This is a genomic window from Streptomyces glaucescens, assembly GCF_000761215.1.
GTDB lineage: Bacteria > Actinomycetota > Actinomycetes > Streptomycetales > Streptomycetaceae > Streptomyces > Streptomyces glaucescens_B.
This window is the reverse complement of record NZ_CP009439.1, coordinates 157,142-170,574: the sequence shown is the minus strand read 5'-3', so window position 1 is coordinate 170,574 and position 13,433 is coordinate 157,142. Positions and strand designations below refer to the sequence as shown.

Annotated in this window: 15 protein-coding genes and 2 pseudogenes; 5 read left to right on the top strand and 12 right to left on the bottom strand. The window is 68.9% G+C overall.

Annotated features, from left to right (window positions below; all coding sequences use genetic code 11):
- Nucleotides 1–692: 692 nt before the first annotated feature.
- The 5 genes from SGLAU_RS34275 to SGLAU_RS32700 all read right to left on the bottom strand — a co-directional run bounded on the left by SGLAU_RS34275 (nt 693) and on the right by SGLAU_RS32700 (nt 4,465).
- On the bottom strand, nt 693–1,217 hold the full coding sequence (locus SGLAU_RS34275) for a DUF4145 domain-containing protein (protein ID WP_159072859.1): 525 nt from the start codon (nt 1,215–1,217) through the stop codon (nt 693–695).
- 422 nt (nt 1,218–1,639) lie between these two features.
- Nucleotides 1,640–2,242, bottom strand: coding sequence for an HD domain-containing protein (locus SGLAU_RS32715; protein ID WP_043507581.1), 603 nt, complete (start codon nt 2,240–2,242; stop codon nt 1,640–1,642).
- An 887-nt stretch (nt 2,243–3,129) separates the two neighbouring features.
- Nucleotides 3,130–3,684 carry a telomere-protecting terminal protein Tpg gene (gene tpg, locus SGLAU_RS32710; protein WP_043507580.1) on the bottom strand — a complete coding sequence of 185 codons (555 nt, stop codon included), beginning with the start codon at nt 3,682–3,684 and terminating at the stop codon, nt 3,130–3,132.
- Nucleotides 3,685–3,836: 152 nt separating this feature from the next.
- Nucleotides 3,837–4,214, bottom strand: coding sequence for a hypothetical protein (locus SGLAU_RS32705; RefSeq protein ID WP_043507579.1), 378 nt, complete (start codon nt 4,212–4,214; stop codon nt 3,837–3,839).
- 2 nt (nt 4,215–4,216) lie between these two features.
- Nucleotides 4,217–4,465, bottom strand: a complete 249-nt coding sequence (locus SGLAU_RS32700; RefSeq protein ID WP_043507578.1) for an antitoxin MazE — start codon at nt 4,463–4,465, stop codon at nt 4,217–4,219.
- A gap of 709 nt (nt 4,466–5,174) precedes the next feature.
- Here SGLAU_RS32700 and SGLAU_RS32695 point away from each other — a divergent pair.
- Complete coding sequence (locus SGLAU_RS32695; RefSeq protein ID WP_099052978.1) at nt 5,175–5,921, top strand: TIGR02391 family protein; 747 nt, start codon at nt 5,175–5,177, stop codon at nt 5,919–5,921.
- Here SGLAU_RS32695 and SGLAU_RS32690 read toward each other — a convergent pair.
- The 6 genes from SGLAU_RS32690 to SGLAU_RS32665 form a co-directional block, all read right to left on the bottom strand.
- A complete protein-coding gene (locus SGLAU_RS32690; RefSeq protein ID WP_043507576.1) occupies nt 5,860–6,801 on the bottom strand; it encodes a HEPN domain-containing protein in 942 nt (313 codons plus the stop codon). The genes SGLAU_RS32695 and SGLAU_RS32690 overlap by 62 nt on opposite strands.
- A gap of 211 nt (nt 6,802–7,012) precedes the next feature.
- Nucleotides 7,013–7,609, bottom strand: coding sequence for a hypothetical protein (locus tag SGLAU_RS32685; RefSeq protein ID WP_043507574.1), 597 nt, complete (start codon nt 7,607–7,609; stop codon nt 7,013–7,015).
- 359 nt (nt 7,610–7,968) lie between these two features.
- On the bottom strand, nt 7,969–8,394 hold the full coding sequence (locus tag SGLAU_RS32680; protein WP_043507573.1) for a hypothetical protein: 426 nt from the start codon (nt 8,392–8,394) through the stop codon (nt 7,969–7,971).
- 152 nt (nt 8,395–8,546) lie between these two features.
- Nucleotides 8,547–8,858: a hypothetical protein gene (locus SGLAU_RS32675; protein WP_159072858.1), complete on the bottom strand. Its 312-nt coding sequence runs from the start codon at nt 8,856–8,858 to the stop codon at nt 8,547–8,549.
- 263 nt (nt 8,859–9,121) lie between these two features.
- The gene (locus SGLAU_RS35475; RefSeq protein WP_159072857.1) at nt 9,122–9,292 is read right to left on the bottom strand and encodes a hypothetical protein; all 171 of its coding nucleotides are present in this window, start codon (nt 9,290–9,292) and stop codon (nt 9,122–9,124) included.
- A 771-nt stretch (nt 9,293–10,063) separates the two neighbouring features.
- Entirely contained in the window at nt 10,064–10,537 is a 474-nt protein-coding gene (locus SGLAU_RS32665; protein ID WP_159072856.1) for a hypothetical protein, read from the bottom strand.
- A gap of 281 nt (nt 10,538–10,818) precedes the next feature.
- Here SGLAU_RS32665 and SGLAU_RS36655 point away from each other — a divergent pair.
- From SGLAU_RS36655 to SGLAU_RS36645, 3 genes and pseudogenes are all read left to right on the top strand, one after another.
- Nucleotides 10,819–10,944 (top strand): annotated as a pseudogene (locus SGLAU_RS36655) (DNA ligase); the annotation flags it as partial.
- A 107-nt stretch (nt 10,945–11,051) separates the two neighbouring features.
- Entirely contained in the window at nt 11,052–11,213 is a 162-nt protein-coding gene (locus SGLAU_RS36650; RefSeq protein ID WP_244315391.1) for a hypothetical protein, read from the top strand.
- A 3-nt stretch (nt 11,214–11,216) separates the two neighbouring features.
- On the top strand, nt 11,217–11,588 hold the full coding sequence (locus SGLAU_RS36645; RefSeq protein ID WP_244315390.1) for a hypothetical protein: 372 nt from the start codon (nt 11,217–11,219) through the stop codon (nt 11,586–11,588).
- Between the two features lie 127 nt (nt 11,589–11,715).
- Here SGLAU_RS36645 and SGLAU_RS35470 read toward each other — a convergent pair whose 3' ends face one another.
- Nucleotides 11,716–11,874, bottom strand: coding sequence for a hypothetical protein (locus SGLAU_RS35470; protein ID WP_159072855.1), 159 nt, complete (start codon nt 11,872–11,874; stop codon nt 11,716–11,718).
- Between the two features lie 1,284 nt (nt 11,875–13,158).
- Here SGLAU_RS35470 and SGLAU_RS32650 point away from each other — a divergent pair.
- Nucleotides 13,159–13,377 (top strand): annotated as a pseudogene (locus SGLAU_RS32650) (transposase); the annotation flags it as partial.
- Nucleotides 13,378–13,433 lie beyond the last annotated feature (56 nt).

The following is a 13,433-nucleotide window of genomic DNA, read 5'->3' as shown; positions in this document are numbered from 1 at the left end:
AGCGGGTACCCCATCGCTGCGCGATGGGCAAGCGAACACCCGCGCTGCGCGCGGGTGTTGCGCTCACGCGGAGCGTGAGCGCTGCTGGCCGCTGCGCGGCCCAGCTCACCGGCCCGGCTGCGCCGGGCCGGTGACGCTCCGTCCGCTGCGCTCCCGGAGCTGCGGGAGCTGCGCCCCCGCGAGGTGGTCTCCGCTGCGCTCCGCCCACCCGGCCGGTCCCGCTGCGCGGGCCGGCCAACGGGCCTGCGGCCCGGGCAGCGAGGCGAGGGGGTGGCCGGGGGTCGCCTGTTTCCCTCGGCCAGAACTTTCGGGGCATCCGGATCTGCGCCCCATGCCCTGCCCGAGCAGGGGCCGGTGACCCTGCATCAGATGATGCAGCATGTACCGTTGGCAGAACAAGGCCACCCCCCACCAGTGCTTCAAAGCGAAGCACTGGATAGAGACTGGAATGGGCACGCACCCCCGAGTCCGTTCTCACTTGCGCTCGATGTGAGCTACCCACGTCACGGCCTGGACCTTGCTGGGCAGGGGAGGGGGTGACGGTAGTCGGTGGCGCAGCAGAATCAAACCATCCGAGTGCTTCAAAAATCTAGCTGGATCTACTCTGGAAACACGACCCACCTCTGGCGCGCTAAACGCTCAACGCCAACTCTCACGTGCGGAGGTGGCCTTACCAACCCAACTGAGATTACTTAAAACGGAGGCATGGGCAGGCTTGTAATGTGGCTTGCCGGCAACCCCTTACGGGCGATGATCTCTTCAGCCTTCCGTTCAATCCTTGCAGGCGAGGTATCATAGAGCTGCTGAATAATCCGATCGAGGATATCGACCGCATCTAGAACGTCAAGAACCCGGATTACTGATCCATGACTACCGACGTTACCAATCCACTTCACGGCCAACAGGAGGTCGGCAGCCTTTGAAAAAGTTGGCTTAGCGGTCTTGAACCGTTCAATACGGCGATGCAGGCTGAGGTTGTAGGACTTGCCATTGCTGGACCATTTCCTCGGAATGCCCTCCCAGTCCATCAAGGCCTCGACTGAAGACCGAAGTCGGTTCGCTGCCGAACTCGGATCGACCCAAAGTACTGGAGAAGCCGCCTCAATCATTTCCCGGACCTGCTTCGGACAGTCGCCAAAGCTCTGAATCAAAGGCAGTTCCGGCATGAAGAATTGAGGAGTTAGGTGCTCTCGATATCCCTCTTCCATGCTCTCCATGTATATGCTTGTGCGGCCCACGACTCGGACGAGATCGCATGTCTCCTTGTAACATCGAAGTACACAATGGAACGCGCCGTAGATCCAATCTGGATCCCAATGGTCGAGTGCGTGCCAGGATTGGCTCTGGTTTGCCTCTTCGAGGACGAGTGAATTTGGTACGAGTGTAAGTCCGGAACGCTTGCAAGTAGGGCATGGGATATACGGCCAGTCCGCAGGATCATCAGACAGACCTCGCGCTATGACGCGGAGGTCCTGGACGAAGAGGTTTGCCATGGGTCATAGCTTGCCAGGGCCACCCGGTTGCACGCCTTGGGTTTCACAAAAACGCCGGGGACACGGTGCTTCGAGCCGGGGTGTCTCTGGGCCGCGAGCCGCTGTGCCTTGCGTGGACGGCCGGCGCCCAGGGTTGGCAGCTCGGGCTACTCGGTGAGCGCTTGATCGTAGAGAGCAGCAAGGGCGCTTACGTCAGGCTCGCCGAAGGTCTTGCGGAGAAGGGTGAAGGCCTCAACCTTGTCATCGCCGAATCGGCGGACGTAGGCGGCGTACGCGTTGGCGGTGAGGAACTTCGGCGGGGTGGTCTTGCTGTGGAACTTGTCGGCGTACATCACCAGCTTTTCCTCTTCGCTCACGGCAAGGTAGTCCGCCGGCGGCAGAGGAAGTTGCTGACAGAGTACGTCGTGCTTCGTGAGGCCTACGCCGGTATGACAGGAGCAGAAGCGGCACAGGGTCTCGGGAAGGCCTTCAGCCGCAAGTATTTCGTGGCCGAGGAGCCCGTGACGGACGTAGTTTTCATGCTCCAGGTTGCCATCGGTATCGTAGAGCCGATAGACACCGATGTCATGGAGAAGGCTTCCAGCCCGGACGAGGTTTCCGTCAATGATTGTCTCATTCAAGCCATTCAATAGTTCTTCCGCGATGCGCCAGACGATCTCACAGTGACTGTAGACGGCTTCGAACGCCTCGGGTGTGGGCGCGTATCGTTCGTGGAGCGCGCGGATTTCATCCGTGGTCGGATAAGTCATCCCGGAAGAATAGCAATGCCGTGTTCGGCGCTGCTCGGCGCTTGCGCTATCCCAGGGGCGGGAGGTATTGACACCCACGACAGAGCTTATGCGTCTTTGTCGCTTGGCCGGGATGAGACAAATGACGGCCGGCGGATCACCCTGTCCGGGTGTCGGCCCGGGCTCCAAACCCGGCTACTTCCCCCACCCCGCCGGCGCCGTGGCCCCTCCGCCACAACCGAGGCGCGCATCGCCGAAGCCCTCACCTACCTTCGCGAAGTCGGCGGCCACCACCGCGGGGCCGGCACCGAACTCGCCGCCCGACACAACTTAGCCGACCTGGAAGTGGCAACGTACTGTCAGAGAAGCCCGCACCCGACTCAGCTGACGCACAACGAAGACGGCCCCGACCGCGCCAGCATCCGGGGCCAGGCCCGCACGGAAGAACACACCGGCCACGCAAGCCCTCCGGGAGCGGGACGGGTGCGGGCAGTGCGCATGGCACCCAGCATCGGCGGCCGGTGGTGCGCCTCCGCCCGCTCCCTGTTCCGGTGTGACGGCCGGTCCGCCGCCAGCGGAGCGGCGGAGGGGTTAGCGGCCCACGGCCGGCCGTCACCGACCACCCGGCCCCACGCGGCAACACCTTGCCTTGACCGGGCGCCGGTCCCGATCCTAGCTCTCGGAAAGTCAGACGATCAGGGCATAGCAAGCGTGATGTACGTCCAATTCCCATTGACGGGCTTCCCACTGCAGCGCAACTGCCTCCTGGCCCAATTGGCCGTACGCTGCGGCGCGCCCTGGGGGGGGCGCACAGGAGTATCGGCGTCAGTGCAACGTCTGCGAGTGAGCGCCAGGGTGGCCAACCGTCGTGCTCAATGGCCAAGTCCGCACCCCGGCGGGCTGCGGCCCTACAGGTCAATCTCGAACTGTTCCACGTCGGTGAACTCGACCTCCAGGCCGTGGGCGCGGCGGCCTCCGTCGCGGAAGTACATCTCGCCGAGGCCTTCGGCAGCGATGGCACGCAGCTGCTGCTCGCCAGCGCCGACGTCCTGGGCGTCGAAGAGACGGGCCGCGTGACTCGGGGGCAGCGCGATGGTCAGGTGACGCATCCGTGCGTCGTCGGTGGTGCCGGGCGCGGCGGTGAAGCCGAACCGGGCCCGGACGTCCACGACCAGGCCGGTGCTGGTGGCGGCCTGGCGGCGGGCGCGCTCGCGGACGCGGGGCTGCCAGCGCTCGCGCACCGCGTCCTCCAAGCGCTGGGCGAGGTCGGCCCGCGGCCGGCGGATCTGGTCCTTCACGTACCGCTCCACGGTGCGCTGCGAGACGCCGAGCGCGTCGGCCACCGCGCGGGTGCCCTTGAGCTGCTTGACCAGGTAACGCATCTGCGCCCCGGCGCTCTTGGGGATGGGGCGGGTGAACGCCTGGCGGACGGCGCGCTCCAGGCCGTCTCCGACGATGCCCATGCAGGACTCTCCGTTCATGATCGGCTGTGCGGGCTGCTGAGCGAGCCGGTGGCGGCCTGCCGTTGTGCCTGGCAGGCCGCCACCGGTCTCGGCGAGCGCGTAAGGGCTCATGCCTGTACGCGCTGCTGCGGTTCCGAGAAGGGGATGACCGGTCAGGAGGGGCGCAGTGAGCGGAGCCGGTCGGCGATGTCGTACACCGTCAGGCGCAGGGCGCGGATGTCGGTGATCAGGTCGCGCCATGGTTCGTAGGAGGCGTCCACGGTCTCGCCGGAGGCGCGGATGTACGCCACGGCGACGCCGTAGGCGAAGTACTCGTTGCGTGCGGGCAGGGGCCGCAGCAGGACGAGCTGTTCCAGCAGCGCGGCCGCCCGCCAGTACGCGTCGGGCTGGCCGACCTCGAGGTGCGGGGTGTTCACCCGGTGCCGGGCCACGGCGGCGACGAGCCCAGAGTAGTCCCGCACGGCCAGTTCCTTGCCGAGCAGATCCTCCTGCCGGTCCAGGAGCCAGCGCACGTCGATGTGCAGATCCAAGATCAGGCCGCCCGGTGCATACGGTCGGTGTCCTGGGGAAGGCCGCCGAAGTCACGGTCGAAGGCCTCGGCGATCCCCGGCTGGGAGACGGCCTGCCGGAAAGCGGCGGTGGCCTGGCCCAGCTTCAGCTGGTTCTCCTCCTGCAGGGCCAGGTCCGCCACCAGCGCGCGCACACTCGTGCCCCGAGCGGCAGCGATGGCGGCCAGCCGGTCGCGTGTCTCGGTGTCGATCTTCACGGTCGTGTCTGCCATACCCGAAAGTATGCCACCATGAATACCTCCACGAATACCTTTCGGGCCGATGCGAACGGGCACGGACCCGCCCCTGCCGTCCGGCTTCAAGCTCGCCGGTGGTGGTGTGCCGGGCCAGCCCGGTCGCGGTGCGCCGCCGAGTGGCGGCGAACTGCGCGGTGTACGTCGCGTGGGACAACCGCCGTGGGTGCCGGTACGTGGGCAGCGTGTGCCGCCAGGGCCCGGGCGCGGTCGGCGACCGGCTGGCCGAGCACTACGCCCACCGCACGGCCGGGGGGCGTCCCGGTGGACGTCCTGGTGCCTGCTGACCGTGCTCCCGCTGGCGGAGGGGACCGGCCTGGAGGCGGTCCGCGTCGCCGAGGGGTGGACGGCCCGGCTGCTGAACCCGGCGCACGGCTCGGCCCACCCGCGCGTCGACCCGAACTGGCCTCCCGGCTCGTCCGGCAGGCGCAGTTGCCAGCCACCGTCGGTGCCGAAGGGGACACGGCGTAGCTGTCATCGCGGCCCGGCCAGCGGCCCCAGGGGTCCACAGCGCCCGGGGCCGCTGGCCGGCCACAGGAATCGGCCCCCGGCCAGAGCGGGGGCCGACCGCGGCCCGGAGGATGCCTGGGGTCGCGGTCTTTCACGGGCGTGGAAAAGGGGGCGTCTGTCTTCCGTGCCCGTGACATCCTGGCCGGTTGGCCCTGGGACGAGGGAAAGGGGACGGGACATGGCAACACGTCACGAGCCCTGGCCGGCAACAGTCGTCACGGCGGTGGCAGGTGTGCTCGGCGACACCGCTCACGGCTTGACCGGGCGGGAGATCGGGCAGCTGCTGGCCGTCGTGAAGGTGCCGGATGCGGACGGCGGCGGCAACAAGCGGGACCGGCTGGCCGCGGCGCTGCTGGCGCAGCAGGCGCGCCAGGGCGCGTCGAACTGCGTGATCACGTTCATCAAAGAGGCGATGGCCCCGGTGCGCTACGTTCAGCAGCCCCACACGTTCTCGCGCCGGCAGGACGACCTCAACGAGGTCCTCGTCCATGTCGGGCTGCGGATCAACGACAAGGGACAGGTGGCCAGGGGACCTACGGCCGCCACACTGAGCGAGGCCGCACGGCACGCCAGTTCCCTGCGAGCCGAGCTGCGCCGCCGCTCCACGCATCCGCAGGTACTGCGCTACTGCACCCTGGAGATCCTGGCCAAGAACCCCTCCCACGCCAGCCTGGAGGCGGTCAAGTCGGTGGCCGACCGGCTGCGACAGCTCAGCGGCCAGGGCCTGGACGGGGCGCGGCTGGTCGACGCGGTTCTCATGCCCGGCCACGGAACGGCCCGGGTGGCCATCAACGCGAACGCCACGGGGCCCGAGCTCTGCGGCGTGCGGCGACGTCGGCCGCGGCAGCGGAGGCAGTGCTGTCTCAGGCCCGGACGTCCTCCTGTGGCGGTGATGCCTGGAAGAAGGCGCGTAGGGGTTCGTTGATGGCGCGTGAGCAGCTGATGCATTCGGCTGCGGTGTCAAGACGCGGTGCGAGGTCTTGGGTGTCGTAGGGGGTGAGGATGAGCCAGCGCAGGACGACCTGCCGGACGAGCAGCCTGAGCTCGCGCAGTTCGGCCTCCTTCTGGTCGGCGAGGAGGTCTCCGTGTACGTACTTAGTTCGCGCGCTGTACGCCTTCTGCACTCTGCTCTCGACGCCCTTGCGCAGTGGGCTGGGGAACAGGGCCGCCGTCCGGGTCCGGATCCTCTCGCTGATGCCCTCGTGCTTGTCGCCGGGGCTGACCATCAGGGCTTCCAGCGCGATGACGTAGTCCAGAAGCCGCTCGTCGGCTTCTTCCTCCCACACGCCGTCATCCCTGTAGGTGCGCTGGTAGGCCTGCAGCAGGTGACGGGCAGCTCGCTCCAAACGGCGGGCTCGCTTCCTGGGAAGACTCCGGCCGCTGGTGATGCCGTCCATGACGGCATCGATCTTCGCTGTCACCGCGGAGCAAAAGGCCTGCAGCCGAGGGAGAGCGGCTGCAGCGACGCGGAAGCTGCCGCTCTCGCGGACTTCGACCTCTTCCGGGATGCCATGGCGATCCTCGTAGATCTGGATGGTGGTGGGCACCTGGTTCCGGTTCAGGTCGAAGTAGCGGCCGCGCTCGACGCCGAACACCGCGTCGACGTGCAGCAGATCCTCACTCCACAGGATCAGCGGCAGCAACGCCCTCCAGTGCAGGGCTTCCGGACGGCGACCGGCGAAGTCGAACCAGCCCGTGTCCCTGCGGTCCGGCGCGCGCTCGGGGTTGTGGGCGTGGACAAAGGGGGCACCGGCCAGGAGATCGAGGTCGAGCCCACCCGGCTGGAGGCCCTGGAGTGCCGGCATGGGGCCCAGCTGCCTCAGTTCGTCGGCGGTGAAGGCCTCAGGGTGTAGCGGCCCAGCGGAATCCGCATCCCCACGGGAAGGTCACCGGTGAGGAGCAGCCAGTCGTTACTAAAGGGGCCCAGTCTTCCGGAAGCCGGTTCTTCGGCGACCAGGAAACCGGTCCCCGGTGGTGACCGGCAGACGACCGGCCCCGGTGATGCTGGGGAGTGCGCTACAGGCCGTGGCGCTTGCGGGCCGCTGCGCGCTGCTTGTAGATCAGATCCCGCATCACGCCGGCGTGCTCGGCGATGCGCTCGGGTTTCCATCCATACGGTTCGTCGTTCAGGACGAGGATGGTGTCTTGCATGACGCGGACCGCGACGCCGCGGCGCGCCTTGGCCTTCTCGATGATCCGCCCCAGTTCGGCAAGCCGCTCGGCGGCGTCCGGGATGTGCCTGACCTTGTGCTTCTTGGCGAACTGGGTCAGCTCGTCATCGCTCATGTGAGGCGGGATTTGCGCCCGCGAGTCACCGAGGGAGACCTCGGCAAGGACCTTGCGCAGGGCGTTCTTGTTGACCCCGACCGCATCAGCGAGGCTGGCACCCTCGAGGTGGTCGTACAAGTAGAGGCTGGCCAAAGCGGCGTTGCGGTCGCCCAGGTGGGCACCGATCTCGGCGTCGGCCTGGCGCACGATCTCGACTGCGCGCACGATGCGGTCCTCCGGACGAGAGATCTGCCCCATCTCGTGGAGGACCTTCTGTTCCGCACTGCGCCGCAACGGCGGGTAGTTGGGCTTTACGCCTTCGTACTTCGGGGCTTTCCTGGGCATGGTCGCTTCTCCGTCACTCTTCGGCGCAGGCAGCGCCAAACGCGGCGACTGGGGCACCCCCTTGCCGGCCGCACAGACGGAAACAGTACACCACGGCAAAAAGGCGTCGAGGGTGTTACTGGCGTGCGGCTACTGACCTCCAACGGAGCGCCACGAACGCGATACCTCCCAAGACCAGAACCCAGCCGCTCCCGTCGCGCACGTACTGTTGCCCGGGAGCCGGCCTGTGGGGAGTGTCCGTCGTCGCGACCCGGCCGAAGCCCAGGGCCGGGCCCTGCGGAAGGCGGACAGCCCACAGCCGAACGCGCCCACGCGCAGGTACCGCGGTGCGCGGATACAGCCGTGCAGCGTGACCCGGGTCATGAGCGGCGCCCCTTCTGCTGCGCCTTGAACGCGGCCTGCGAGCGCTTGTACGCCGGCCACTCGCTGCGCGGCACGATGAAGAACGCCCCAACGACCACCGAGCCGAGAATCACCTCGAGGCCGGCGATCTCCGCGTTCCGTCCCTCGCCGTGCGTCGCCCAGGCGATGCCGAAGATCAGGGGCGGCGCCGCGGGCGTCACCGGCCACACCCCGACGCTGAACCGGCCGAGGTCGACGAAGCGCGGCCGGCGGACGCTCATCAGCAGCTCCAGAGCGACGAACACGACGGCTGCGGCCGGGGACGAGTACCGCCACAGGAGGTAGGCGATCGATCCCAGCAGGGCCCACGGGGCGAGGAGCCAGGCGGTCTGCTTGACCCGGGTCCGGTCCGGCCGGTGGAACCACACGGTGCCGTGGAGCACCGTGATGCCGTCAGGGTCCTCGTCGGTCCAGGATCAATGCCGGCCGTACGTGGGGGTCGGGGAAGCCCCGTGCGGGCCGTCGTGCTGGGCCAGGCGCTGGCACTGGACGTCGACGGCGAAGCAGGACCAGGTGGTGCACTGGCGTCGGCGTCTCATCGCCGCCCCCAGGTACACAGGAACTCGGCGATGCCGTCGAAGATGCCTTCGACCACGGCGGCGACCCAGTCCAGGGACGAACGGCGGGCGCGGGCGCGCTTGCCGGGTCTGAGCGGGACGTACGTCTCTCGGCCTCGCGCGGCCCACAACCGACGCCTCATCGGGCGGCCGCCGTGGCGTTCCCGGCTCGCGCGCAGCTCGGCGCGGGTGGCGAACTTGGCGAACATCAGCGTGCGAGAGGCAACCGTGCCGTAGCAGCCGATGCGGCTGCGGTTGCCGCCGAACGCCCAGCAGGTCGACACCGGCACGCGCCGGACGGTTCGCCAGCCACCGATCGTGTACCGGCCGAACCGGTGGCCGAAGTCGCGGAACCACGCCCGGGTGGTACCGCATGGTCCGCCGAACACGCCGAGGGCGACGGTGTACCCGAGGAGCGTCGCGGCGAAGCCGATGATTGTCGCGGTCGTCGACGCGGGTGCGGAGGGCCTTCGCGCGCAGGCGGTACTTGCTGCGCCACCCGGCGAGGTACCACTGGGCGGTCAGAGGGACCACGCGGGTGCGGCCGGGGCGGTCATCGGGTCACCGCCATCGCGCGGACACCGTCGGGGGTGAGCTGGTACTCGCGGCCGTCGGCGTACGTCACCAGGACCTCGCCGGGGAGCTGCGGCCGGCGGACCTTCCACCCGGCCTCATAGGACTGCCTCGGGTTGTCCTCGAACCAGCCGTTGCACACCCGGCACACGAGCAGCAGGTTGTGCGCCTGGTTGATCCAGTCCCTCGCGGGCGCCGCCCATGCCGCGGTTCACGCGGTGGTGGATGGTCAGGTCCTCCCGGGCCCCGCAGCGCGCGCAGGCGCCGTCCCGCTCGTAGACGATCGCCGTCACCACATCAGTGGGGCCGGTCCGCCGTCGTGCCTTCACAGCACTGGTCTCCTCGCCTGCCCCGGGCGCCGAGCCGTGTCGTTCACGGCCCTGATGGGCGCGCCCAGGGCGAGGCGGGGAGAGTGGACGGCCTCCTAGCCTTACGTCGCGCCCTGACTCGCCGCCGTTTTCCAGCCACGTTTTTTTGCTAGGCCCTCAAAGCCCGACCTGCAATGTTCCAAAAACGGTTTCAGGCCCATCCTAAAAACGGTGTGGCCACGTTCCAGGAAACCCAGAAAATGGCCCCTGAACAGCAGTTACACGCCAACACAAAGGTTTGCGTGGGCAACTCCATTCCCCTCATCATGCTGACCGTGACGCAGATCCGCTTACCATTACCTCGAGGGGGAACCAGTGGAAATCATCATTGCTGCCGTCATCGGGGCAGTTGGCACTGTCGCCGCTGCCTGGATCGGGCGCGGCCGCGGCGGTGGTGGCAAGGACAAGGGCCAGCCGTCCGCCTGAGTCGGCCGCGCCGCATCGAGCCGGCTGGTCCAGGCGGGCGAGCCGGCCTCGGGCGGCGGTTACTACACCCAGGTGAGGGGTGACGCGATACGGATCCGGGGCACCACGTCACCTCTCCTCCTGCCGGGTCAGGCCGCGCGGTGCTCGGCGAGCGCCTGCTCGAGGACGTCGAGGATCGTGACGATGTCGTCGATCTTCACGTACGAGATCCCGAAGGTGACGGTGCCTTCGTCGTGGACGTCGAACTGGTACTCGGCGTACGACTGCTCGTCCTCGTAGTGGTAGCTGCCGGGCTCGGCTTCGGCGAAGCCGCCGAGGCCCTCGTCGAACCAGTCGGCGCCCCACGTCTCCTTCATCGCGTGGCCGACCGCGGCCTTGGCGACCCGCTCGAACTCGATCGTGGCGCGGCCGTGATCGTCGAGGCACACCTTGCCCTGGCCCTCGCCGGGCCTCTCCCAGCGCAGGGTGGGGCCGAAGCACTGGCACCGGTCGGCGGGGGTAAGGGCGGGGAACGCCGCGGTGAACGCTTCCTGCGCCCTGTGCTGCTGGCCGTTCCAGGCCATGCGCCAGTTGTGCATGGCCTGCATGACGTGCGGTTGCACGTTGCTCCCTTCCGCCCGCGCCGCGCGGCCGCCGGGTGGCGGCCGAGGTACACGGCGCGAGCAGGGGCGCACCCTGCACGCTGCAAAGGTTTTGTGTCCGTCACGGGTTACCAGCCGGTCTCATCTCGGCGGGCGGCCCCGCCGCGCGGCGAGCGCAGGCCGGCCGCAGGCTCAAAAGTGTGGACTGGCCCGTTTCCGTCGCCCTCGCCCAGGCCGTGCCGACGCTGCCTGTCGGCACGGATCTCCACTACGAACCGAAGTTCGACGGGCACCGGCTGGTGATGTGGCGCACCAAGGACACTGTCCGTCTGCAGACGCGGGCCGGGCGCGATGTCACCCGCAGCTGGATGGATCTGGCACTCGCGGGGATGCAGCCGCCTCCCGGGGTCGTCCTCGACGGCGAGGGCGTGATCTACGTCGGCGGACGGATCGACTTCGGCGCCGCGCAGTCCCGCGCCAACTCCACCCCCGCACGCGCTCGCCTCCTCGCCGAGCAGCACCCGCCACGTACGCCGTGTTCGACGTGCTGCACCACCCGGTGCACGGCAACGTCCGCGGCTGGTCGTACGTCCGTCGCAGGGCGCTGCTGGAGCAGGTGCTGGAGGAGCACGGGATCGAGCCGCCGATCCAGGCCGTACCGACGACGACGGACGTCGCCCTGGCCCAGGTCTGGTAGGAGGTGCTTCAGACCCAGGGGGTGGAGGGCCTGATGGTGAAGACCGGATCGTCGACCTACCGCGGGTGCTCCAGGCAGTGGCGGAAGGTCCGGCACGCGGAGACGGTGGACGCCGAGGTCGTCGGGTTCACCGGGCCGGCCGCGCGGCCCCGGCACCTGGCCGTGCGCCTGCCCGACGGGCGCACGGCCCTGTCGCAGGCGTTGAAGGCGCCGCTGGCCGCGGAGATGGCGCAGGTCCTGGCCGGCGCTCCCCGGCCCCGGCGCGCGGCGACGGCGGGAGGCGAGCCGTACAGCGCGGTGGTCACCGGCACGGTGGTGGAGGTGCTGTCGGGAACGACACGCCATGCTGTCGTCACGGTGACTCGGGTGAGGTAGCGGCGGGCTGTGCAGCCGTGTCATGGTGACAGCGGCTGCACGCAGTCGTCAGCGAAGGGCCCCCGTCGGCTGCTACCCATCGAGGGCCCCGCGCCTTTTAGCTACCGTCCGTCCCCTGGTGGTTTCTTCACCAGGGGGCGACGGTGGTGTGCAGGTCGATAGCCGCCTGCACGGCGCTCAGTGTCCAGTACGTCGCCGTCATGGACGCCGTCACGATGACGCAGACCTCCTTGATCCGTCGCCACCCTGACCTGCGCGCGTCGGGTCGGTTGTTACGCCGCCCCATGGATGCCTCCCAACTTCCTGCCGAGGGGACAGGGGCCCGGCTCGAACTCTCGAGACCGCGGTTCCCGAGAGGGGTCCGAGGCTGGGCTGCATCGCTGGGACCATCCGACCACACCGAGTGCCGATCGAAACCCGATGTGCCGCAGGGAGGGACCACACCATCAATCGAAAAGTTACTGTCCGTGACGAGATCGCTATACTAGGGATACCCCGGATCACCGGTTAGGGTGCCGATTCGGCACGCACAGTAGGACGTGTGGCATCAATCACACTTCGGACGGCCGGTCGAGGGAGCGTACCCCCGCTGCCAGCAGCGTCGGGCCCGGCCGGACGACTCCCCGGCCGGGGAGTCGTCCGGCCGGGGCGCAGCGGGGAGGTGTCAGGCTTCGGCGCCCCCGGTTCCTCCGGTGCCGCCCGGACACTCGGGGTCGAAGATGTTGCACGCGGTGCCCGTCGGGTCCGGCGGCATGGTCGGGGTCGGCTTCGGGTCCGACGTCGGCTCCTCGGTGGGCCGCGGGCTGGGCGTCGGGTCCGCGGGCGCGGTGGACAGCCGGGGCGGACGGGGTGGGCTTCGGTGAGTCGCCGGTCAGGTCAGCGGCGATCCCCAGGGCGAGGGCGAATGCGATCAGCGCGAGGCCCAGCGCCGCACCGAGCAGGACCGCGAGGACGCGCAGCGTGCGGGAGCAGTCGGCGCAGGGGGCCGGGCACCGCTTGCAGGGACGGACGGACAAAGGGGTTCCTTCCGTGGGTGTGCTGGAGGGGCGGACGGTGTCCGGCCGAGGGGCTTACGTCGCGTGGTCACTTGATGCGGACGGGCGGGGCCGCGGGCACTTTCACCGCAGGCGCGGCCGGGGCCTTCGCCGCCGGGGGCATGGGGGCGGGCGCCTTGGGCTGCTGGGCCGGCTGCCGGGCGCTGCTCCCGGAATGGTTGGTACCTGGGGCCGCCGGGGCGCCGGGGCCGTACGGCGGTCACGACCGGTGGTGTGGACTTGGCCGCCTGGCGACCGCCCGGCGCTCAAGGTGTTCTCGTCCGGCCGGTGGCGGTACGCGCCAGTCATGGCGCGGCAGGACTGGGCGGACGGGACGGTCCGCTATCAGGTCGAGGTGGATCTCCGCGGGGACACCAGGATGTCGGCGCGCACCTACCACTGGCCTCAGCCCGGCCTGCGGGTGGCGCACAGGAGCGGATCGAAGCCTTCCAAGGACGCTGGCGGGCAGGGGGGAGAGTTCCCCCGCCCGCCGCGCTACCGGGCTGGGACCGCCCGCGACTAGGTGTATCGATCACGAGCGTGCGATCGAGTCGGTGAACACCCGTATCCGCCGGGCGGTCAAGGCTCGCGGGCACTTCCCGAACGAGCAGGCCGCCCTGAAGTGCGTCTACATGGCGATCATGTCGCTCGATCCCATAGGCAAGGGCCAGGTCCGCTGGACCATGCGCTGGAAGACCGCGCTGAACGCTTTCGACATCACCTTCGACGGCCGGCTCTCAGCAGCCCGCCAGTAACCCCAACTACCCGAGTTACACCGTTTGTTTGACAGACCCCCACGCGGCTGGCACCG